This is a genomic window from Pseudoalteromonas sp. S327, assembly GCF_005886415.1.
GTDB classification, from domain to species: domain Bacteria; phylum Pseudomonadota; class Gammaproteobacteria; order Enterobacterales; family Alteromonadaceae; genus Pseudoalteromonas; species Pseudoalteromonas atlantica.
The window spans coordinates 22,979-46,228 of sequence record NZ_PNDP01000031.1 but is presented as its reverse complement, the minus strand read 5'-3'; the positions used below and the strand labels follow the sequence as shown (position 1 = coordinate 46,228).

General features: G+C 41.5%; 17 protein-coding genes and 1 pseudogene. 10 read left to right on the top strand and 8 right to left on the bottom strand.

The genetic code is table 11. The features are described from left to right. Positions 1-2 precede the first annotated feature (2 nt). The 5 genes from CWB60_RS09575 to CWB60_RS09555 all read left to right on the top strand — a co-directional run bounded on the left by CWB60_RS09575 (position 3) and on the right by CWB60_RS09555 (position 8,357). Positions 3-641: an ATP-binding cassette domain-containing protein gene (locus tag CWB60_RS09575; RefSeq protein ID WP_138576730.1), complete on the top strand. Its 639-nt coding sequence runs from the start codon at positions 3-5 to the stop codon at positions 639-641. A 31-nt stretch (positions 642-672) separates the two neighbouring features. Then, on the top strand, positions 673-1,317 hold the full coding sequence (locus CWB60_RS09570) for a CDP-alcohol phosphatidyltransferase family protein (RefSeq protein ID WP_138576728.1): 645 nt from the start codon (positions 673-675) through the stop codon (positions 1,315-1,317). After that, positions 1,310-2,101: a sterol desaturase family protein gene (locus CWB60_RS09565; protein ID WP_138576726.1), complete on the top strand. Its 792-nt coding sequence runs from the start codon at positions 1,310-1,312 to the stop codon at positions 2,099-2,101. The genes CWB60_RS09570 and CWB60_RS09565 overlap by 8 nt, the downstream gene beginning before the upstream one ends. 595 nt (positions 2,102-2,696) lie before the next feature. After that, on the top strand, positions 2,697-5,357 hold the full coding sequence (locus CWB60_RS09560; RefSeq protein WP_138576724.1) for a glycoside hydrolase family 16 protein: 2,661 nt from the start codon (positions 2,697-2,699) through the stop codon (positions 5,355-5,357). 66 nt (positions 5,358-5,423) lie between these two features. After that, entirely contained in the window at positions 5,424-8,357 is a 2,934-nt protein-coding gene (locus CWB60_RS09555; protein WP_138576722.1) for a TonB-dependent receptor, read from the top strand. A gap of 312 nt (positions 8,358-8,669) precedes the next feature. On the opposite strand, the gene CWB60_RS09550 is transcribed toward CWB60_RS09555, so the two are convergent. The 4 genes and pseudogenes from CWB60_RS09550 to exaC all read right to left on the bottom strand — a co-directional run bounded on the left by CWB60_RS09550 (position 8,670) and on the right by exaC (position 12,523). Next, on the bottom strand, positions 8,670-8,969 hold the full coding sequence (locus tag CWB60_RS09550; protein WP_024596978.1) for a hypothetical protein: 300 nt from the start codon (positions 8,967-8,969) through the stop codon (positions 8,670-8,672). Between the two features lie 479 nt (positions 8,970-9,448). Then, positions 9,449-9,813: pseudogene (locus CWB60_RS09545) on the bottom strand (DUF7674 family protein). 111 nt (positions 9,814-9,924) lie between these two features. After that, a complete protein-coding gene (locus CWB60_RS09540; RefSeq protein ID WP_138576720.1) occupies positions 9,925-10,581 on the bottom strand; it encodes a DUF2971 domain-containing protein in 657 nt (218 codons plus the stop codon). Positions 10,582-11,002: 421 nt separating this feature from the next. Then, a complete protein-coding gene (gene exaC / locus CWB60_RS09535) occupies positions 11,003-12,523 on the bottom strand; it encodes an acetaldehyde dehydrogenase ExaC (RefSeq protein WP_004589543.1) in 1,521 nt (506 codons plus the stop codon). Positions 12,524-12,695: 172 nt separating this feature from the next. On the opposite strand from exaC, the gene CWB60_RS09530 reads away from it, so the two are divergent. Both CWB60_RS09530 and CWB60_RS09525 read left to right on the top strand, forming a co-directional pair. Beyond that, a complete protein-coding gene (locus CWB60_RS09530; protein ID WP_138576718.1) occupies positions 12,696-13,592 on the top strand; it encodes an AraC family transcriptional regulator in 897 nt (298 codons plus the stop codon). Between the two features lie 79 nt (positions 13,593-13,671). Next, positions 13,672-14,703: a LacI family DNA-binding transcriptional regulator gene (locus CWB60_RS09525; protein ID WP_138576716.1), complete on the top strand. Its 1,032-nt coding sequence runs from the start codon at positions 13,672-13,674 to the stop codon at positions 14,701-14,703. Between the two features lie 71 nt (positions 14,704-14,774). Here CWB60_RS09525 and gtfA read toward each other — a convergent pair whose 3' ends face one another. Beyond that, positions 14,775-16,247, bottom strand: a complete 1,473-nt coding sequence (gene gtfA, locus CWB60_RS09520) for a sucrose phosphorylase (RefSeq protein WP_024032779.1) — start codon at positions 16,245-16,247, stop codon at positions 14,775-14,777. A 173-nt stretch (positions 16,248-16,420) separates the two neighbouring features. On the opposite strand from gtfA, the gene CWB60_RS09515 reads away from it, so the two are divergent. The 3 genes from CWB60_RS09515 to CWB60_RS09505 all read left to right on the top strand — a co-directional run bounded on the left by CWB60_RS09515 (position 16,421) and on the right by CWB60_RS09505 (position 21,251). After that, a complete protein-coding gene (locus CWB60_RS09515) occupies positions 16,421-17,638 on the top strand; it encodes an MFS transporter (protein ID WP_121638347.1) in 1,218 nt (405 codons plus the stop codon). 163 nt (positions 17,639-17,801) lie between these two features. Next, complete coding sequence (locus CWB60_RS09510; RefSeq protein WP_138576714.1) at positions 17,802-20,192, top strand: TonB-dependent receptor domain-containing protein; 2,391 nt, start codon at positions 17,802-17,804, stop codon at positions 20,190-20,192. Positions 20,193-20,303: 111 nt separating this feature from the next. Further along, entirely contained in the window at positions 20,304-21,251 is a 948-nt protein-coding gene (locus CWB60_RS09505; RefSeq protein WP_138576712.1) for a carbohydrate kinase family protein, read from the top strand. Positions 21,252-21,293: 42 nt separating this feature from the next. Here the strand turns inward: CWB60_RS09505 and CWB60_RS09500 are convergent, their stop codons facing one another. The 3 genes from CWB60_RS09500 to CWB60_RS09490 all read right to left on the bottom strand — a co-directional run bounded on the left by CWB60_RS09500 (position 21,294) and on the right by CWB60_RS09490 (position 23,198). Then, positions 21,294-21,746, bottom strand: coding sequence for a nuclear transport factor 2 family protein (locus CWB60_RS09500; protein ID WP_138576710.1), 453 nt, complete (start codon positions 21,744-21,746; stop codon positions 21,294-21,296). A gap of 153 nt (positions 21,747-21,899) precedes the next feature. Then, entirely contained in the window at positions 21,900-22,280 is a 381-nt protein-coding gene (locus CWB60_RS09495) for a SpoIIAA family protein (RefSeq protein ID WP_004589535.1), read from the bottom strand. Positions 22,281-22,505: 225 nt separating this feature from the next. Beyond that, positions 22,506-23,198 carry a cupin domain-containing protein gene (locus CWB60_RS09490; RefSeq protein WP_138576708.1) on the bottom strand — a complete coding sequence of 231 codons (693 nt, stop codon included), beginning with the start codon at positions 23,196-23,198 and terminating at the stop codon, positions 22,506-22,508. Positions 23,199-23,250: the final 52 nt, after the last annotated feature.

Below are 23,250 nucleotides of genomic sequence, written 5' to 3'. Positions count from 1 at the left end.
TAATGCAGTCATCTTTAGAGATTAAAAATTGTGAGCTTTATCGTCAACACGAGCAATTACTAAGCTTAAACGAGCAGGTAAAAGGCGGCGAAATACTTACTATTATGGGGCCATCAGGCAGTGGTAAATCAAGTTTATTAAACTGGCTTACCGGCACATTACCCAACGGCTTTAGCGCAAATGGCGAAGTGTGGCTTAACGGTAAAAATATTAATAATTTACCCGCACATTTACGCCACATAGGTGTGCTTTATCAAGATGCGTTATTATTTTCGCATTTATCGGTAAGCGGTAACATTGCCTTTGCTATGCCTAAAGGCAATAAAAAACAGCGCCTTGAAAAAATAGAGCACGCCCTTGAACAAGTAGGATTAAAAGGCATGGCTAATCGCCACCCCGACAACCTCTCTGGTGGGCAACAAGCACGCGTAGCTTTACTGCGTATGCTATTAAGCGAGCCAAAAGCTATTTTGCTTGATGAGCCATTTAGCAAGCTCGATATCCAATTAAGAGTAGATACCCGCGAGCTGGTATTTAGCCAAATACGTGAGCATAAACTGCCCGCTATTATGGTAACCCACGATCATAGCGATGCAGAAGCCGCAAACGGCAAACTGATCACCTTAAATTTAGCCAAATAAATACACGCACAAAAAGCACAAGGCACTAAGCATGTTAGACAAATACATAACCCCGGTAATAAAGCCACTGTTAACCCCTGTTGTAGCGTTAATGCACAAGCGTGGTATAACGCCCGACCAACTCACTGTGGTCGGTTTTTTAATAGGGCTATTAGCTGTGCCATTAATTGCGTTTGAAATGTGGTACGCAGCGTTAACTGCTATTGCTTTAAATCGTATTTTAGATGGGCTTGATGGCGCATTGGCACGTCATGCAAATTTAAGTTCAAGCGCTGGCGGTTTTTTAGATATTACCCTCGACTTTTTATTTTACGCGGCAATTCCGCTTGGCTTTATTTTGGCAAACCCCGAGCAAAACGCCATTGCAGGTAGCATATTACTGGCCACTTTTATAGGCACAGGCTCAAGCTTTTTAGCCTTTGCCATAGCCGCCGAAAAATTTAAGCTCGAAAAACCCCAGTTTAAATACAAAAGCTTTTACTATTTAAATGGTTTAACCGAAGGCACAGAAACCATAGCGCTGTTTATCGCCTTTTGTATATGGCCGCAGCACTTTGCAATAATGGCAAGTATTTTTGCCACTGCGTGCGCTATTACTATTTTTACACGTATACATGGTGGTTATAACACGCTTAAACGCCAAGAGGCCGATGAGGTTACACAAGCCAATGAGTAATGAAATTTGGTGGCGTTTAGGGTTCTTTTTTAGCATTTTAGTTATTATGATGCTGCTAGAATCGCGTATGCCCGCACGTAAATCGCCTATAAAAAGTAACACCCGATGGTTTGCTAATTTTGGACTCGTGTTTACTTCATCACTAATTGCCCGCTTAAGTGTACCAATAGGCTTAACCGCCGTAGCGCTTTATAACCAAGAGCACGGTATTGGTTTATTTAATCAAATAGCCACACCAAGTATTGTTGCTATTATTTTAAGTATGCTACTGCTTGATATACTTATTTATTGGCAGCACCGGCTGTTTCATCAAGTGCCTATTTTGTGGCGTTTGCATCGCGTTCACCACGCCGATGCCCATGTAGATACCAGCACAGGTTTGCGTTTTCACCCTATCGAAATTGTACTCAGCATAGTTATAAAATTAATTGCCGTTACCGCTTTGGGCGTACCTGCTATTGCTGTATTAATATTTGAAATAGCACTTAATGGATTAGCGCTGTTTAACCACGCCAATATACGTTTACCCAATGCAATAGAAAAACCACTTCGGCTCATATTAATGACCCAAATACTGCACCGCATTCATCATAGCCAGCGCGTGAGCGAAACCAATTCAAACTATGGATTTAGCGTTATTTGGTGGGATAAACTGTTTGGTAGTTACAAAAATGAAGCGCAAAAAGCCGATAACGACATAGATATAGGCTTAAAAGAATACCCAAGCCAAAAACAAAATGCCTCACTTTGGGGTTTGCTAATAATGCCGTTTAAACGTAAATAAGCTGCCGTTTCAAGTGGCTACAATACTATTTAAATAAACAATAAATTAAGGGGTAAATGCGTATTAAATTTACACATTTACCTTATTAAACCCCGCCAAAGCCTTCCCCCCCTAAAATTTAATCTTAACAAGCTAAACACTTTAAAGGGTTTACTAACCTATTGAATGCTATACCACTTTCACTTTTTTTAACTTTCGTTTTTTGTAAAAAAGCAAAATTACACGCCATATAGTTAGCCTAATACGGGTAAATCATCGCAATTAGCGCTAAATGTAATTGCTGTAGGTCACTTTAATATTTACCGCTTAAGTAAAATATTAATAGATGTATTAAAAATGCAACATTTCAAATAATGTAAGCTGTTAAATTTATTAGCGATTTAGTTAATAACTCCAATTGGTAAACTGGTCTTACCGTAAACTAAATGTAAATAAAACACACAAATATGTTGACCATTTACGTAGTGCGCAATATTATTTGTAAGCGCTTACAAAAACACACGACAAATGTAAGCGCTTACAAAAATAAATATGGTTCTTTTTAATAAGTTTAAACACACATTCTGACAACAATCTGTGAAACCGGGGTTCAGCTATGAACATTGAAAAAACACACATTGCTCGCTTACTGGCTGCTATTTCGTTAGCGTCTTTAGCTGGCTGTGGTGGCGACTCAGCCACAACATCTAATTTTGAAAATATCGACGCTTCTGAGCCAGTTTCAGATTGGCAACTAGTATGGAGCGACGAGTTTGACGGCTCTGCCATTGATACTAATAAGTGGAACTTTGAATTAAACTGCGATGGCGGTGGTAACAACGAAAAACAATGTTACACCGATAACGAAGAAAACGCCTTTATACAAGACGGTGTGTTAAACATTGTTGCCCTACCCGCGACAGAAGGCGCTGAAAAGCCCTACACTTCTGCGCGTTTAAATACCCGTTACAATGCTGACTTTACTTATGGCCGCTTTGAAGTACGTGCAAAGCTCCCTTCGGGGCAAGGCAGCTGGCCTGCGTTTTGGATGCTACCAACCGATGAAGAATACGGTACATGGCCACGCTCAGGCGAAATTGATGTTTTAGAATCAGTAAACCTAAAAACCGCTGACGAAGATGGCGGTATTGAATCAAGCATTCATGGCACATTGCATTACGGCCGTGCATGGCCAGATAACAGCTACACAGGCCAAGAGTACAAATTTCCTGAAGATAGCAACCCAGCAGATGACTTTCATACTTACGCAGTAGAGTGGCAAGAAGGTGAAATACGCTGGTACGTTGATGGCTACCTATATGCCACACAGCGCCAATCAGAAGTATTATATAACTCCAAAGGCGAAGCAGCAGGTTTGAAACATCGCGGTTGGTTTGCAGAGTATTTTGAACAAGGTTCTGGCGAGCTAGAAACTCATTGGGATAGCGCTCCTTACGATAAAGACTTTCACTTACTGTTAAATTTAGCAGTAGGCGGCGACTGGCCTGAAAACGTAAATGAGTTAGGCGTAGATGCCAGCGCATTTGAAAACGGCCAAACATTTGCAATTGACTACGTACGTGTTTATCAATGTGCATCAAACCCAGATACCGGCAAAGGGTGTGAAACTATTCGCCCAGGTTACGATAGCCTAGACGATGCCCTGCTAGAGGGCGAAGCGCCTATTCCTAGCCCGCCATCTACAGGTATTGCTACACCGTTAACTATTTTTGGCGACAGCTTTAACCCTAACTGGCCAGCATGGGATTGTTGTGGTGGCTCTACACCTGCAATTGTAAGTGATGAAGAGCAAGGCGACGTTGTTGAATTTACAATAGGTAGCGAGCCTACAGTGGTTGGTTTTATTAGCCGCGATGCGTTTATTACTGATGAAAACGGCGCTGCAACGCCTTTTGATGCTTCACCTATGCTAGAAGAAGGCTACGTACGCTTTAAAATGAAAGTAACCAGCGCACCAAGCGTGCCAGACACACCTTGGTTTGTAAAACTTGAAAGCACAGAAGCCTCAACCGATGCTGATATGCCGCTTACAAGTAGCGTTGAAGGCCAAGCACCTGTAGTAGGTGAGTGGCAAACCTATACGTTTTTACTTTCTGACCTTGCTGACTTAGATTTAGATATCAGCGCAATTGACGTACTTATGGTATTTCCTGAGTGGGGCACGGGCGAAGGCGCAACCTTTTTAATTGACGACGTTGAAATTACACAAGACAACCTAGGCGCATCACCAGAGCTGACTATTTTTGAAGATGAGCAAAACCTAGCATGGCCAATGTGGGATTGTTGTGGTGGCTCAACACCTATCGAAGTGGTAGATGATGAAGCGCACGGTGTAACCGCTGAATTTAGTATTGGTGCAGAGCCTACAGTAATGGGCTTTAACAGCCGTACTGAAGTAGGTGGTGCAGGTGAGTCATTTGATGCAAGCAGCATTTTAGATGAAGGCGTTATACAGTTTGACTTAAAAGTAACGTCAACCCCAAGCGACCCGTCAACTGCGTGGTTATTTAAAGTAGAGGCAAATGGTGCAACTTCATTTGCAGAACTTGAACTAACGCAAAGTGTTGAAGGTGTAGCGCCAGTGACTGGCGAGTGGCAAACTTATACATTTAAGTTATCAGATCTCGCAGGTGCAGGCCTTGATGTAAGTGCAATTGATGTACTTATGATTTTTCCGGCATGGGGCGCAGGTGAAGGCGCGGTTTACCGTGTAGATAACGTTAAAATTTACAACCCTAATGCAGCGCCCGTTGCCTCTGGTGAGCTAAACGTATTTACAGATACAGTCGCCGATCAGTGGAGCATATGGGATTGCTGTGGTGGTTCAACACCTACTACAGAAACCGACGATGATCAGCACGGCGCAGTGGCTCAGTTTAGCATTGGTGCAACACCTACTGTAATGGGCTTCTTAGCCGATGAAGACGTATCGTTTGATGCATCAGCCCTGTTAGAAAATGGCGTTGTACAGTTTGATTTAAAAGTAATAACAGCACCTTCAAACGTGGATGCACAATGGTTATTTAAAATTGAATCAATTGGCGCTTCAAGCGCAGTAGAGCTGGCATTAACGCAAAGCAATGAAGGGCAAACACCTGTTACAGGCGAATGGCAAACATACACCTTCCCTATTCAGGAACTATTTGATGCGGGCTTAGATATTAGCGCTATAAACGTGCTCATGGTATTTCCTACGTGGGATATGGGCAACGGCGCATTATACCGCATAGATAACGTGATTATCGCGAATCCATAAAAACACACTACAATAGGCGCATGGCGCCTATTGCTACACAACAACATTTTATAAAGCAGAGCTATTATGAACACATTCAATTTTAAAAAGAGCCAACTTGCGGCTTCTGTGTCTCTTATCATTGCTGCAAGCACGTTAAATACGGCCATTGCTGCCGAAGCAGACACTGCAGCATCTCCTGATGTAGAAGTTATTGAAGTAAAAGGTATTCGTGGTTCACTTATTCGTTCTATGGATATGAAACGTGATTCATCGGGCGTGGTAGATGCCATTTCAGCAGAAGAAATGGGTAAATTTCCAGATACCAATTTAGCAGAATCATTACAACGCATTACCGGTGTATCGGTGAGCCGTGCAAACGGTGAAGGTAGCCAAATTACCGTACGTGGTTTTGGCCCAGAGTTTAACTTAATTACGTTAAACGGCCGCCAAATGCCAGGCACAGGTTATACGCGTTCGTACAACCTTGAAAACATTGCCTCAGAGGGCGTAAGTGCGCTAGAAGTATTTAAAACAGCGCGCGCCGATGTACCAAGCGGTGGTTTAGGTGCTACAGTTAATATTTCTACTGCGCGCCCTTTTCAAAAGCCAGGCCAAAATTTTTCAGCCACGGTTAAAGCAAATCACGACTCATCAAACGAAGCCGGTGATGATGTAACCCCGGAGCTTTCGGCTGTTTATAGCAACACATTTGCAGATGACAGATTTGGTTTTGGTTTTTCGTTTTCGCATCAAGAACGCGACTTTCAAAAACAACGCGCCAATATTCAAGGTTGGCAAGCCAATGTTGATTTACCTGAATTAGATAGCAGTAACGTTGTTGATAACCGTACTGACCCATCAGGTAACTACTACTTCCCTAAAGACATGAACTACTCTATTGAAGATGTAGAGCGTGAACGTACTAACGGCCAAGTTACTTTTCAATTTGAACCGGTTGATGGCTTTGTAGCCACCTTAGATTACACAGCAAGTAAAGCGGTTACGGGCTCTGAAAGTATTGGTTGGGGTATTTGGAACGACTTTGGTAGCAATATTAATGGCTACGAGCTTGATGAAAACGGCACCGCTGTTTATGCCGATATTAGCGGTAACGATGCCTCGTTTACAGCTAACAAAGGCACCACAGAAGTAAAAGCACGCTCTATTGGTTTAAACCTAGAGTGGGAAATTAACGACACGTGGCACGTTGAACTTGATTACCATGACTCTAAAAATGAAACCGATAACGGCGCCGATGACGGGCTAGGCAGTACCGGCCAAGTGATTTTAGGCTCTGATCAGCTAGCAAATAAAATTTACGATTACCGCACAGGCGAAATTCCAAGTGCTCAAGTTAACTGGTTAAACGGCACAAGCGAATTAACGCCAGGCGAAATTGACTCTAACTTTAGCCAATTTACGCACTCGCCAGGTGAATCAAACATTGAGCAATTACAATTACATACCACTTGGTACAATGAAAACTTTGATATTGGCCTAGTTAAAGTAAAATTTGGTGCATCGCGAACTGAGCAAAACACCGGTGGTTACACTGCATGGAGTGGTTTAGTGGGTGGCCCTGGTTTTAACCCATCGTACACAGAAATATTCCCAGATAGCATGTTTACTCGCCACGATACGTCGGGCCTTTTAGATCAATTTGATGGTGGCGGCAGCAACTTACAACCAGGTTACTACTACACCTACGATTTTGACGAAGCAGTGGCTCGCCAAATGGCTTACCTAACTTCTGATGTAACCGGTGGCGATGCATACGCAGCCAATGCTTACATGGATGGTATTGATAGCGAAAGCTACGTAGAAGAAATTACAAACAGCTTTTATATTCAATCAAGCTGGGAGTTTGATGTAAGCGATTACTACGTAAAAGTAAACGCAGGCCTGCGCTACGAGCAAACAGATGTAACCAGCACAGTACGCCAGCGTGTTGAAGAACAAGTAAACTGGATCAGCGCCTCAGAGTGGATAATGCAATATGCAGCCGGCGGCGATGATAACTTCTTAGAGCAGCAAGGCGATTACGACATATTATTACCGTCAATCGATGTAAGTGTTGATTTAACCGAAGACGTTGTAGCCCGCGTATCATGGGGTAAAACTATGTCGCGTGCACCACTGGGTGATTTAGCCGGTGGCCGTAGCTTAACAGGCAGCCCAAAACCTGGCTCGCGCACGGGTAGCCAAGGTAATACAAATTTATTGCCGTTTGAATCAACCAATCTCGACTTATCCTTAGAGTATTACTACGCAGAAGGCAGCTACGCCTCTATTGGTTACTTTAAAAAAGACGTAGATAACTTTATTCAAACCACCATTACGCAAACCACGATTGAAGGCCTATACGACATTTTAAACGGCCCACGTTACTTACAAGCAGTTAGCGATATTGAATCGCGCGGCGAGCAAGCAACCACCGATGCTATTTTTGCGCAAATGATTAGCAATGGTTATGGCAATGCGAATGGCGTCATTGAGCCAAATAGCGATGACCCACTTATGGTATGGAACATAAGCCAACCACAAAACACCGACAGCAAATCGGTAGATGGTTTTGAAGTGGCTGTTCAGCACTTAATTGGCGAAACTGGTTTTGGTGTAGGTGTTAACGCCACGTTTGTAGATGGCGATGTAGAATTTGATAGCGAAAGCCTAGACCAACAAGCTCCGCTTACAGGTTTAAGTGACTCTGCTAACTTTCAAGGCTTTTACGAAAAAGACGGCCTATCAATCAAAATTACTTACGCATGGCGCGACTCGTACTTAATTGGTGTAGGCCAAGCACAAGGCTCAGCCGATGCACCACCGCAATATGCTAAAGCCTACGGCCAATGGGATATGAGCGTTAACTACGATGTAAACGAAAACGTAACGGTATTTTTTGATGGCATAAACTTAAACAATGCCACCGAAGAAGGCTACGGCCGTTACGAAGAGCAATTTTTATTTGCTAATCAGTACGGCCCTCGTTACTCAGTGGGTGCTCGTTACACGTTTTAAACTATTCCCTAGTTAGAATAGTTAAGCCGCTTGTTTCAACAAGCGGCTTTTTTATAACGCTTTTATTTGCTCAAGCAATACATCAGTTGTCCAATCAATGCCTTTATATGCCACATCGGGTTGGTAAAAGTCTCCTGCCCCATGTAGCGCATAATACAGTGATTGTATTTTGTTTTAACCAAGCCTAATTGCAATTACCACAAAACAACTAGTCTATTTTTTAGGCAAAAATCTAATGCATATTTTACTAAACTGCAAAGTTAAGATGGGTGCTTCGTTTATTTTTACCTAAATGCCAGCTCTAGAGATTGCTTAATGCTTGAGTAGACGAATCCATTCATCGGGGTTTGCTAAAATAAAGTCATAAGTATCTTCATTATCTAAAGTGATTGTTATGGCATCGCTTGTTAGTGGTAAAATGCCTGCGCCTGTCCCTGCTGACTTTTCAATTTTTACGATTGCGCTTCGTGTAAAAGTATAAGGCCCTAAACCAGCACTTTCATTGTATGGCTCAAAACGTACTTCACCTTGCGTTACATAAAATTTACCATCGGCTTTTGCAACACCACTTTGATACGTAGCGGTAGATGATTTGAGTATTTTATTGTTCATTCGGCTTTCCTGCTAATTAATTTACGTCAATAAAATGTATACACTTAGTAAGTTATATAGCTTTATACTTTAAGGGAATTAATTTGTACCCAAAAAGCAAATTATGATAACACCCATTTTATTTAGCCTATTAGGATCTAGGCTTCGAAAAATACAAAGTTTGGATGGGTATCTTGTTAATTCTTTCTCTGAATTTTTTTAACTAAAGGTACTATCGCTAAAGCTAGCAATACGGCAAGAAACAAGCTCACAAGCGTATTACCAAACACCCATCTAAAAAAGATCCCTGAGAGAGACAAAACAAAAGCTGACCAAAGCCATGGATTTATATTCTGCATACTATCTAGAGCACCTAATAACACCCTACTTAGGGGCGGAAACACATGGGCTATAATTTGGATCGAAGCGACGCAGCCCATGTGTATGCATCCCAGCGAACGAAGTGAGTGTGTTGATTAGGTTGTTAGGTGCGTGCATATTTAAACCACTACTCTAGGGGCTTTACCATGAAAGCCCAAGTATAGTTTTTTGAGATTATCTGGCACGAGAGGCCAGCCACGCTCAATACCTTCTTTTGTACCTTTCCAGAATAAGTGCTCTGCATAATATACATCTATGTATTCGGATTCTGCTTTGGTTGCAGTATCTAGTTTTTCGCTCATGTACTGCAACTGTTCTAATGCCTCTTCTAAATTACCTTGGTTAAACAAAATGGTTGTCAAATTTGCGAACTCTTCCATTAGGAATGTGAGTGCCCATTTTCATATTTTTCCATAAGAGGCACAACGTCAGGAAATTTAGTGCGGATTTCTTTTAAGAACTGTCTTATCTTTGAACTGGCCATTGATTTCTCAGAAGCACCTAACGCCGTTTTAAGCGGCATATTACAGTTGGCTAAAATAAGTGAGGAACGAACAAAAAGCCAACTGTAATTTGTCCGACTTGAAAACCCATGTTAGGTGCGGACACTTTTCTTACTTTTATCCCAAACGATACGAAAATCTCGAAATGATGGTCTAGTTACCTTTACAATCACGCTTTTATTTTTGCTAGCGTAAGCGCCAACTATATCGGCAAAAACTAAATCTGATTTGCAACCTATATAAACTTCTTTAAGCAACATATCACTATCAAATTCTTTAAAGCGCAAACCTTGACTAGCTATTGAATCATTAGTGTTTTGGATTATTAAACGCCTTTCCTGCTCGTAACTCCAATGGCTAAACTTGGTAGTTAACAATTTCTCATTACAATCGGCTTGATTTAAGGTTTCTTTTACAAGGCGCTCTGAAACATATTTAACTTTCCGAAGCTTTTTTTCATCAATTTCGAATCCTAGACAAACACCTTTATGATTGTCAGCATAGTGAGCCCATTGAACAGGATTGTACTTATCTTCACTAAAACAGAGCAAACCATATTTTTCCGAAATTTTAGACTTTTCAAAATTCACGGCCTTGCGAACAACTTCATCTCGTAATTCAATGCCTAAAAGCTCAAATGGATCATTTACGTTTGAAAAATCGGATATTTTCAAACGCTCGTTTTTGAGGTTCTCAATTCCGTATTTTGCAGATGTGAAGTAATAAAATAGCATAGCTAATATCGGCACCTAACAACTTTGTCTACGACATTTGTCGTTTTATAAACCGACAAATGTCCCTATATTACGATGCTTTTATCTTAGCCAGCAAATAACCACCTGTAAACAATTAGTTAACTACAAAGAAATCTCCATTAATGCAGTAACACACTAAATTGGGGGAGATCAGTAATATCCGACAATGCATAAATCACTGCACATTTTTAGAGCAACTTTTATAAAAAGTTAATATCGTAAAATCGTTTTTTAACGCGGGTAATGGGTTATTAAAACGCTTAGGTTTTAACGTTTTGAATACGGCTGGTATGGCAGTTAAATATTACAACACGCTTAAAGTAGTGTTATGAGCACTGTGAAATAAAAAAAGCGCTACAAATATGCAGCGCCCTTATTACTTAATGGTTGTTGTGTTTAAGTTTGAATTGCTTTATTAAAAAAAGCCGAGTGGATCTTCGCTATAGCTCACTAATAAATTTTTAGTTTGTTGGTAGTGATCGAGTGCTAGTTTGTGTGTTTCGCGCCCTATACCTGATTTTTTATACCCACCAAATGCAGCATGTGCTGGGTACATGTGGTAACAGTTGGTCCACACTCGGCCAGCTTCAATTTTGCGCCCCATGGTATAAGCACGGTTCATGTTTCGGCTCCACACCCCTGCGCCTAAGCCAAATTCTGAGCTGTTGGCAAGTTCGAGTGCTTCGGCTTCATCTTTAAAGGTCGACATAGAAATAACAGGGCCAAAAATTTCTTCTTGGAACACACGCATGTCGTTTGTACCTTTAAGCAGTGTAGGTTGTATGTAATAACCACCGTTTAAATCGTCATTTAGCTGTTCTACGTTTCCGCCGGTGAGTACTTCAGCGCCTTCTTTTTTACCTATGTCTATGTAACTAAGTATTTTATCAAACTGTGCTTTTGAAGCTTGAGCGCCCACCATGGTTTCGCTGTCGAGTGGGTTACCACGTTTAATTTGTTGGGTACGTTCGAGTATGCGCTCAATAAATTGCTCGTATATATCTTCTTGAATAAACAATCTTGATGGACAGGTACATACTTCGCCCTGGTTAAAGTAAGCAAGTACGGCGCCTTCTATGGCTTTTGATAAAAACGCGTCGTCTTTTTCCATTACATCATTAAAAAATATATTGGGCGATTTACCGCCAAGCTCTACCGTTGACGGAATAATGTTTTCAGCAGCACATTTTAAAATATGTGAGCCGACAGGTGTAGAGCCTGTAAATGCAATTTTAGCAATGCGTTTACTTGTGGCCAGTGCTTCGCCTGCTTCTTTACCAAACCCATTTACAATATTGAGCACGCCTGCAGGCAGTAAATCACCAATAATTTCCATTAAAACTAAAATAGATGCTGGAGTTTGTTCGGCTGGTTTTAGTACCACACAGTTACCTGCAGCAAGAGCTGGTGCAAGTTTCCATGCGGCCATTAAAATAGGGAAGTTCCACGGGATAATTTGCCCAACCACACCTAACGGTTCGTGAAAATGATACGCCACCGTGGTTTCGTCAATTTCGCCAATACTGCCATCTTGCGAGCGCAGGCACCCTGCAAAGTAGCGAAAATGATCGGCCGCGAGCGGAATATCAGCCGCGAGTGTTTCGCGAATGGCTTTACCGTTATCCCATGTTTCGGCAACAGCTAGTAGCTCTAGGTTTTGCTCAATTCGGTCGGCTATTTTTAAAAGTATATTACTGCGCTCGGTCACCGAGGTTGTGCCCCACTGCTCTCGCACTGCATGCGCTTTGTCGAGTGCTAGGTTTATATCATCTTTGTCGGAGCGAGGTATTTGGCAAAATACCTTACCATTTACTGGGCTTATATTATCAAAGTATTGGCCGTTTACAGGTTTTACCCACTCCCCGCCAATGTAATTACCGTATTGTTGTTTAAAATTTACGAGTGCGCCGTCGCTACCTGGATTTGCGTATATCATGTGTGTGCTCTCTTTATTGTTGTTAGCTAAAGGTCGAACATTTATATAAAACAAAATGCTTTATATTTAATCAGTGTTGTTTGACATTAGCCTAACGAGCACCTAAAAACTTGATTAGCTGTCCACAAAAGTTGTCTGTGAGTCCACACTAATAAAAAACTAAAGGATTGATATGCACACATCTCAGTTAAACAAAAAACGCCAACAACTTGATGTTTTAATAGAAAATAAAGTGACATTTGCAGCAGATAACAGCGAGTTGAGCATTTACGACACGTACCAACGCGCACAAAAGGTGGCACTGCATTCAAAGGAGTTACTGTATTGTGCCATGCTCAGCGGTAAAAAAGTAATGCACGTAGAAAGTAGCCAATACCATAAAGCATTTTTACCCCACGAGTCGTTTGTATTAGCGCCAGAGCAAGGTGTATTAATTGATTTTCCACAGGCATCAATGCACGCCCCAACCACATGTTTAGCAATTGAAATAAGCAAAGATAAAATAAACGCTGTGGCAAATGCGCTTAACATGCAGCAAAGCTTTGCACACGATGGCGGCTTATTCGAGTATGTTCCGCAATTGGTGCATAGCCAACATAATAGCCAAACACAGCAATTATTAGAGCGCATGGTGCATTTATTTAGCGAACAAGGCGCACAGCGACATTACTTAATTGACTTATCGTTAAACGAATTGATCACCCGGTTGTTACAACAACAAAGTCGCGACTTATTACTCGCTAATAGCGATAAACCACGCCTTAAAACAAAAATAAGCGATGCACTGCTTTATATTGAAGAGCACTTAAACGAAACGCTCGACATAAATACCTTGTGCAAAATAGCCTGCATGAGCCGCAGTAAGTTTTATCAGCAGTTTAAATTGGCATTTGGCACTACCCCAGCCCTTTGGCAGCAACAATTAAGGCTTAAAAAAGCCCGCAATCAATTACTGCAAGGCCATGCAATTAGCCAAGTGTGCTTTGATGTTGGGTTTAATAGCGCGAGCCACTTTAGTCGTGTATTTAAACAAACCTTTGGCATTGCGCCTAAAGAGTGCCGGCATTAAGGCTAAAACCTTATTTTTTACTTTGCTAACGCCCTGAATATGTTAGTTTATTAACATGAGTATTGAGTAAAGAATTGGTATGAGTAAGCAAACCCGCTGGACCCTAAAAAGTATTGCTAAAGAGTTAGGTGTATCTAACGCAACAGTCTCTAATGCGTTTAACCGCCCTGATCAGCTATCGGCTAAACGCCGAGACGATATTCTTGCAGCGTGCAAAACCTTGGGCTATTACGGGCCCAATAAAGCCGCGCAATCGCTTCGCAGTGGTACATTTAACATTGTGGCGTTAGTGCTGCCCGATAGCGTCGAATATATGGTTTCAGACCCTGTCGCCAGTAGCTTTATGCGGGGTGTAACCTCGGTGCTTGAAAAAAACGGCATTAATGTTTTATTGTTTTCAGGTAATAGCGATAACCTTAACAGTGTGGTCGACTTTGTTGATGGCTTTATTTGTTATGGCCGCCCCCGTAATAACGCATTAGTAGAGCAGTTAAAAACGGTCTCTAAACATGTGGTAACTATTGATTTTGATATAGCCCGCAATGCCTCAGTAAATATTAATAACGAGCAAGCAAGTTACGAAATAGCCAAGCATGTTTTAAAAAATCAAAGCGATAAAGTCGCTATTTTAGGCTTAAGATTACTTGATGAAAACGTATTGTGCCGCGTATATGAGCACCACGAATTTGAAACGGGGCAATCTATTTCGCACCAACGCTTACGGGGTTATCAACGTGCTTTAAATGAGGCAAATATAACCGTAGCTGATGACCGCATTTGGAATATACCTGAGAGCAGCGAGCGTTTTGCTAACATTGCCGCTAAAGAGGTGTTAAGTGCCTACCCCCGCCCAAACGTTATCATTTGTATGAGTGATTTAATTGCCCTTGCCACCATGCGAGAAGCGATAAAACAAGGCATAAAAATAGGTGAAGAACTGCGTATTGTCGGCTTTGATGGAATAGACGAAGCCGCTCGTTTTGTGCCGCGCCTAACCACTATTCATCAAAACAGCCAAGAAAAAGGCGTAATGGCCGCCGAACTATTTATATCTAAAGAAGAAAAAATATGTGATGTAAGTTACGAGCTAGATATTGGCGCAAGTGGTTAATAGGTTATGTTAAAAAGGATTGGGTAAACAAAAGCCAAGCTTTTGAGCTTGGCTTTTGTTTTAATAGCCTGTTAGGCTAACAATGCGTTTAAACTTATCGTTGTTTCTTCATCACCATTTACTTGAGTAATAAGCGCGTCTCGCGTTTTAAGATTAACACTTAATGCAATAGACTTATCTTCTAGTTGCCACGTTAAACAACATATTCCCTGGGTGCCGTGAGCACTAAACTCTCCTGCAAAAGCGGGGTGTTCATTACGTAATTTAATGAGCTCTATTAAACCTTTTACTACAGGTTTATTGAGTGCGTGCTCAATTGTTTCAGTATTTAAATACGGACGATTAATGTCACGGCCCACATTGGTACGCGCAAGTAAATCCATATCGTTTTCGCAGGCAAATAAACCGCCGTAGTACACTTGCGGCACACCGGGGGCAAAAAACTGTATGGCACGCGAAATCAAATAATCTAAATCGTTAGCGCCTAATGCATTATAATACGTGCAATTTACTTGGTATAAATCAACGTTACTGGCAGCAGCACCTGTAGCTTGGCGGCTTTGGTTGTTACTGTTGGCATGCATGGTTTCTACAAGGGTGTCTATTTGCTGTGCATTTAATAGCCCTGGCTTGTCGCCCATTGGGCCAGCATCAATAATGCCTATGCCGTCGTGCGTATCAAGTACCGTTAAACAGTTGCGTGGTGAAATTTGTAACCATTTAAGTAATGCATCTACATCGTTATTAAATAAGCTATGTAAAATAAGCGGCGGTAATGCAAAGTCGTAAACCATGTTTACACGCTTTGCTACTTCTACTTGTGTTTGGTAGTGGCTATGAATTTCAGCAATGGTTTCCATGCCAAGCTCGTTTGCTTGCTTTGACAAGTTATCTAGGTAGCCAAAGGTTTCGTCTAGCATAAAACAGTTTGTACCGGCTTGTTTAATTGCGTAACCCGCTGCATCTAAACGAATAATATTTACGTTATTTTCAGAAAACTTAGTTAATACGTTATTTAAATACGCAATACCCGCTTCAACTTTTACGTTTATATCAATTTGGTTATCGGTAAACGTGGTCCAAAAGTCATACGTTTGACCATCGCCACACTGCATTGGCGTAAAACAGCTACCGGGGCGCGGGCGATAAATTGCTTGTTGCTCAGCTTCGCTCATACCATTTGGAAAAACGTCTTCTTTTGTTAAAAACAAATCCCAAAACTCTGATTGCTTACCTTTAGCTAGCACATCTTGAAACTGATAAGACTGCGCCGATACATGATTAACGATTAAATCAGCCATTAGATCATGGTTTTCACCCAGTGCTTGAATATCAGCCCATGTACCAATGCGAGAATCTACTTCGCTGTGATCAATCGGGTCAAAGCCCGCATCGCTTCCATCAATAGGATTATAAAAAGGTAAAAGGTGCACACCACCAAATACGCCCTTCAAAGGACCTTTTAACAATGTTGTAAGTGCGTTTATATCTTGACCTGTGATTCGATCAGCATATGTGATCAATTGAACTTTATTCTTCATCATGTGTGATTACCAAGTTGAAACTTAATCGATTAAGATATATCTTTAACTAGCACGTACAATTTTACAAGTAATTTTTAAATATTTTACATACAAAAGTTGTGGCAACGGTAATACTAACTAGAGTAAGTGATTGAGTTATTACTATAACTTGAGCCACAACGAGGAAAAATCACATGACGAATTTACACACACACTCGCAAAGCGACCCAATGCAGCGCATACGAATACTCACTTACATGATGTTTTTTATGTTTGCGATGACCTCAGATGCAGTAGGTATGATCATCCCTGAACTAATCACAGAGTTTGGTTTAAGTATGACCCAAGCCAGTGCTTTTCATTATGCACCTATGGCACTCATTGCCTTTAGTGGCTTGTTTTTAGGCTTCTTAGCCGACAGCCTAGGCCGTAAACAAACCATAATGCTGGGCTTACTTATTTTCTCGCTCAGCTGCTTTTTGTTTGCCTTTAGCAATAGCTTTTCGGTGTTTTTAATTTTGCTGTGCTGTATAGGGCTTGCCATTGGTTTATTTAAAACCGGCGCACTAGCGCTACTTGGCGATATATCTGCAAGTAACGCAGAGCACACTAAAACCATGAACAAAGTAGAAGGCTTTTTTGGTATTGGTGCCATCGTTGGCCCTGCGCTGGTAGGCGTACTGCTTACTCAAAACGTGAGCTGGACTTACCTGTACATTATTGCCGGCGTTATGTGTTTAATTTTAGCGTTAATGGCATGGCGCGCCGACTACCCAAGTGTTGTTAAAAGCACAGAAAAGCCCGCTTCACTTGCCACCACCATGAAAATGATTAAAAACCCGTACGCACTTGGTTTTTCGTTGGCTATTGCATTATATGTGGCTACCGAGGTTGCTATTTACGTGTGGATGCCAACACTTTTAAAAGATTACACAGGCTCGTGGCCTTTACTTGCAACCTACGCACTTACTATATTTTTTGTATTACGTGCTGCTGGGCGCTTTATTGCTGTATGGCTTTTAAATCACTTTAGCTGGCAAGGGGTCATGGCTTATTTAAGTTTAGGCATCGCGCTGTGTTATGTAGGCACTTTGGTAGGCGGTGTTGATTGGGCGGTAGGCTTGCTTCCGCTTTCGGGTTTATTTATGTCGATGGTTTACCCTACTTTAAACTCTAAAGGTATATCGTGCTTTCCTGTTGCACAACATGGTGCAGTAGCGGGTGTTATTTTATTTTTTACCGCGCTTTCGGCCGCACTTGCGCCTTTATTTATGGGCATGATAAGTGATTACTTTGGCCACGTACGCTACGGTTTTTACTTAGCTACCGGCTTTGCTGTGATCTTATTTTTAGCCATGCTTTATAACTTTTACCGCGACCCTGCGGCAAAAGCATTAACTAAAAATGCATAAATGGCTGCTCAAGCCAGAATAAAAATACCTTTAAAATCAATATAAAAACAAAAAAAGTGCAAATTACACACAAAAATAATTTGCATATTGTAAAAACTTTGTTATTTTTACTTAATCGATTAAGTAAAAATAACAAACTCACACAACACAATGAGGCGTTAACATGACAACACACCACACACCTTTATATTTAATCAGTGCCTTAGCACTTGCAGTAAGTCAAGGCGTTCATGCACAAGACGAGCAAGAAACCAAAGTGCAAGCTAAGCAAGGGCTTGAAACAATTGTTGTTACCGGTGTACCTCGCCGCACAACTATTATGGCATCGAGCTCATCAGTAAGCAGTTTATCGCTTGAGCAAGTTGAGGTATCAACGCCACGCTCAACGGCTGAAGCATTTAGAATTATTCCGGGTGTTCGCGCTGAATCAACAGGCGGTGAAGGTAATGCAAATATTGCAGTGCGTGGCTTACCTGTAGCATCGGGTGGCGCTAAGTTTTTACAACTGCAAGAAGATGGTCTGCCTGTAATGCAGTTTGGTGATGTTGCCTTTGGTAACGCCGATATTTTTATGCGCCTTGATAACACAGTGCAAACAATCGAATCAATTCGCGGTGGCTCAGCCTCTACATCAGCCAGTAATGCACCTGGCGGCATAATTAACTTTATTTCTAAAAACGGCGAAAACGAATCGGGTAGCGTATCTACTACTGTTGGCCTAGATTACGACAGTGTACGCACCGACTTTGAATACGGCACCTATTTAACCGACAGCGTGCGTTTTCATGTAGGTGGTTTTGTACGCCAAGGCGAAGGCCCGCGCGAAACAGGCTACACATCAAATAAAGGTGGCCAAATTAAAGCAAACCTTACTAAAGATTTTGAAAACGGCTACGTACGCCTTTATTACAAACACCTAGACGATAAGAGTGTTGGCTACCTTCCTATGCCAATGTACTCAAATGGTGATTCTATTGCCGGGTTTGATGCGCAATCAGATACACCGCATTCAGCATTATTTACCAAAACAGTGCGCCTAAATGGCGAAAACCAAATTAGCAGTGGCGATTTACGCGACGGCATGAACCCTAAAGTGGATGCGGTAGGTTTTGAAGCTGTATTTGATTTAGATAACGATTGGCGTATCGAAAACCGTTTTCGTAAATCGTCAATTAGCGGCAACTTTAACTCGCTTATTCCTGCTGAGGTTGGCAGCGCATCGTCTATTGCACAAAGTATTGGCGGTGTAGGCGCAACACTGAGTAACGCAAACACAGGCGAAGCATTTAATAATGAACTTGCCATGCGTATTCACACTTTTGATGTAACGCTTAATGACTTTGGCTCTATTGTTAATGATTTTAAACTAACTAAATCGTTTAGCGATGACACTAGCCTAACCTTTGGTTACTTTGCCTCAACGCAAAACATTGCTATGTCGTGGTTATGGAACTCGTACTTAATGGAGCTTAAAGGCGACAATGCGGCACTTTTAAATGTAACTGCAGCCGATGGCACTGAGTATTCAGAAAATGGTTTATATGCATACGGCACGCCTTATTGGGGTAACTGTTGTCAGCGCGATTACGACACCGAGTACGACACTCGCGCACCGTATGTTGCGTTTTCAACAAAACTTGGTGATGTAAGCATTGATGCAAGTGCCCGCTACGACAGCGGTGAAGCACGCGGTAACTACGCAGGTGCCGTAACCTCAACAGTAGATATGAACCGCGACGGTACTATTTCTATTCCTGAGCAAAACGTAGCAGGTATTGATATAGCTAATGCAAGCCCAGTAAATTACGACTGGAGCTACTCGTCTTATTCTGTAGGTGCTAACTATCAAATTGACCCAAGCCTAGCGACGTTTGCACGTATTAGTAAAGGCGGGCGCGCAAATGCAGACCGTTTATTATTTGGTAAAGTACGCAGCGACGGAAGCGTAGCTGATGAAGATGCAGTAGATGAAGTAAACCAATTTGAGATTGGTGTGAAAAAACGCTTTGATTCGTTCTCGGTATTTGCAACAGCCTTTTACGCAGAAACAGAAGAGCAAAACTTTGAAGCAACATCGCAAACCTTTTTCGACCGTGAATACGAAGCAAAAGGGATTGAGGTTGAATCAACTTACTTTATGGATGCATGGGACTTTAGAGGTAACTTTACTTGGACCGATGCTGAAATTGCAAAAGATGCGCTAACCCCTGAAGTTGTAGGTAACACTCCACGTCGCCAAGCGGATTTAATTTACTCACTAATGGCGCGTTACAGCTACGATAACGGCGCGGCAGGTGTAAGCTTTATTGGTACAACCGATGCTTATGCACAAGATAACAACGACCTTAAGTTTGACGGCTACACGCAAGTAAATGCGTTTGTAAGCTACGACTTATCAGAAAACTTAAACCTTGCGCTTAATGTAAACAACCTATTCGATACAGTAGGTATTACAGAAGCCGAAGAAGGCTCAGTACCAGAAAACGACATTATTCGTGCCCGTACTATTAACGGCCGCACTACGTCGGTTACTTTAAAATACGCTTTTAACTAAATGTGTGTATTGCGCTGCAGTGAGTCATCGCTGTAGCGCCTTTTAAAGTATGAATAAATAACACCCTTCATGTTTTAGCCCAGCTTTGCTGGGTTTTTTAGGATATTCCAAATGACCAAACTCCTGTGCTTAGGCGAGCTTTTAATTGATATGCTGCCACAAGATGCTCATAACTCAGCGTACTTACCCATCCCTGGTGGTGCACCTGCTAATGTTGCTGTTGGCTATGCAAAACTTGGCGGTGAGGCTGCATTTTGTGGTGGTAAAGGTGACGATCATTTTGCCAATCAATTAAGTAATGCACTGGCGCAATACAATGTAAATACAGACTATTTATTTACCATTGCTGGCTCACAAACCGCCATGGTAATAGTAAGCCTTGATGAAACAGGCGAGCGCAGTTTTGGCTTTTATCGCCATAACACAGCCGATGTACTTTTAACCCAAGCGCATTTAGCGCAAATAAATTGGCAAAGCATAAGCACCCTGCACTTTTGCTCAAACACCCTAACCGATCCAGCCATAGCTAGCACAACGGTTAAAGCGCTAGAACTTGCTAAAACACATAATAAGCTCGTTAGTTTTGATGTGAATTTACGCTACAGCTTGTGGGAAAACACCCATGATATAGCCAGCAATGTAAAGGCCTGCTTCGCTTATTGCGACATAGTTAAACTTTCGCGTGATGAACTTAAATTTTTAGCAAAGCATAGCGAAACAACGGGCGAAGATTACATTCAAATGCTATTAAATACCGGAGTTAAACTGGTGTTTTTAACCGACGGGCCTGAGCCTGCTACGGTTTACCACAGCGCATTTATACTTAACGAATCGGCACCAAAAATAAACGCAGTAGATACAACAAGCGCGGGCGATGCCTTTATAGCGGGGGTTTTATACTATTTAAATAACTTAGGGAGTAATTTATCACTAGCAGATAAGTTAAATGATGAAACCAGCATAAAAAACGCCCTGCACTTTGCCCTTCAATGTGGCTCTAAAGCCTGTTTAGCTAAAGGCGCTTTTCCGGCATTACCAGTGCTAGCTGATGTAATATAAACAGTTAAAGCCCCAAATAGCGGGGCTTAACCTAATTTATAATTATTGCTTAATAAAAGTAACGCCTTGAGGTGCTTCACCTTGTGGTAAACGGGTTGAGTGCATTTGCGATAATAGCCATTTGTCACCCACTTTTGATACAACCACGCTTTCTAACCAATAAATGTCACCGCTTTTATCGGCGTTTTTAAAGTTGGCTTTATTCCAGTAATTAATAAACGCAACATCTCCTTCTACACGCGAATTTATAACACTAAAATAATTAGTTCTTATGTAATCAGCGGGTTTAACAACATTTACAAAGTCATCAATAGTCCACACTTCACCGTGCTCTAAAAGCAAGAATGAATCGTCAACAGCCGCGCGCATTTTTGCGTGATCAAAGTTAGAAACAGCTAAAAATAAATCGCTCACGGGCGTAAATATGGTGTTGTCTTTTGCATGTATTGATGTAGAAAATATGAGTAATGCAAAAAGGGCAAGTACGTGTTTCATTGTTATTATAATGTATAGTTTTATTAGTACTAAGGAGTGTATTTTAATTAAGCAACATTAACAATTAAAATAAAGCAAATTCAAAAACTTATTAACGCTCCTATATAAAAAAGCACTCTATAAGAGTGCTTTAACTTAAACTTTTCAATCAAGCTATTCATCTAGCCAATCGATGGCGGCGGTGGCGTTTTCGTAGTATTGCACCTCACCCGATATAAACCAGTTGCCTATTTTAGCCATGCGGGCTTGCCACTCTTGATTGCCATAAATAGCAATTTTATTAAATTCTTTTGAGTGTCTTACGCCAAGCTTTAAATCATCCCACGCGGCGCGAAGCTCCCAACCTTCTAGCTCGCTGGCATCAATAAGCACGTTTGCTATAGGGTGTTTAACCTCGCCAAGCGCTGAGTCGATCATGGGGGTAATGACTTTATAGTCGTCGTGGGTTAGCGTTCCTACAGCTTTTAGTTTTAAAAAAAATTCTCGGCCTGCGCGTTCAATACCAATAGATAAACCATGTGTTGTGTGTACCATGTTGCTCTCCTTAATCGAGTGCGCTTATGTTATTTACAGCCTGTGTGAGTGGGTTTAATAGCGAAAGCTGGAGTTAATTAAAGCCTATAAAGTGAAATTATTCCCTTTAAAAAATAAAAACCCCAAAAATACCCATCACTTACTGAGTTAAACTATAAAACTACACCGTATTAAGTTAATTAGTACTGAACTAAATCAAACAATACTGCTAAATAATGCTATTTGCTAAGCGTTTTGTACGCGCTCTATTTGCTTATCTACATCTGTTAAGTGCCCTAATTTAAGCCACACTTTTGCACCTTGCTTACCTGCGGTTATATTAAGCTCACTATTAATAGGCAGCCTTAACCAACTGTGTTTTACTAATACATCTGTTTGCTCACTTATATCGCCTTCAAGCACGAGTAACTCAGCACCACCATTTGCACTAATTTGCATGTTGGCGTCTGCCTCAAAATGCAATAAGCTCACATCTTCAAAGTCATCTTTATAAAGTGGGGTTATGGCAAGGCCTTTAAATGTCTCGTGTTGCACGCTGCCCATATGCTGTGTTTGTAAGCGTACGTGGGTTCTATCTTGTGGCTGAAATTGCCAAAGCTTTACAAATATTATGCAGCCTTCATCGGAGCCTGGTTTGTGCTTCGATTGCGGTGGGTTACGAATATAAGAGCCTTGTGGAAAATCGCCATGCTCATCTTGAAATACGCCTTCTAGTACTATAAATTCTTCGCCGCCTGTATGCACATGAGGCGAAAACTCGCTCCCTGGTGCATAACGTACAATGCTTGTAGCACGGGCTACTTCTGCGCCTACTCTATCAAGTGGGCGCCTATCAACGCCCGCCATTGGCGAAGGGTTCCAATTAAGTTGCTCACTATGAACAACGACTCTCTGGGTAAAATCGGCGGCTATTTTCATTTTATTACCTTTAATATTGCATAGTGTGAGGGTAAATTTTATGCATAAAAAA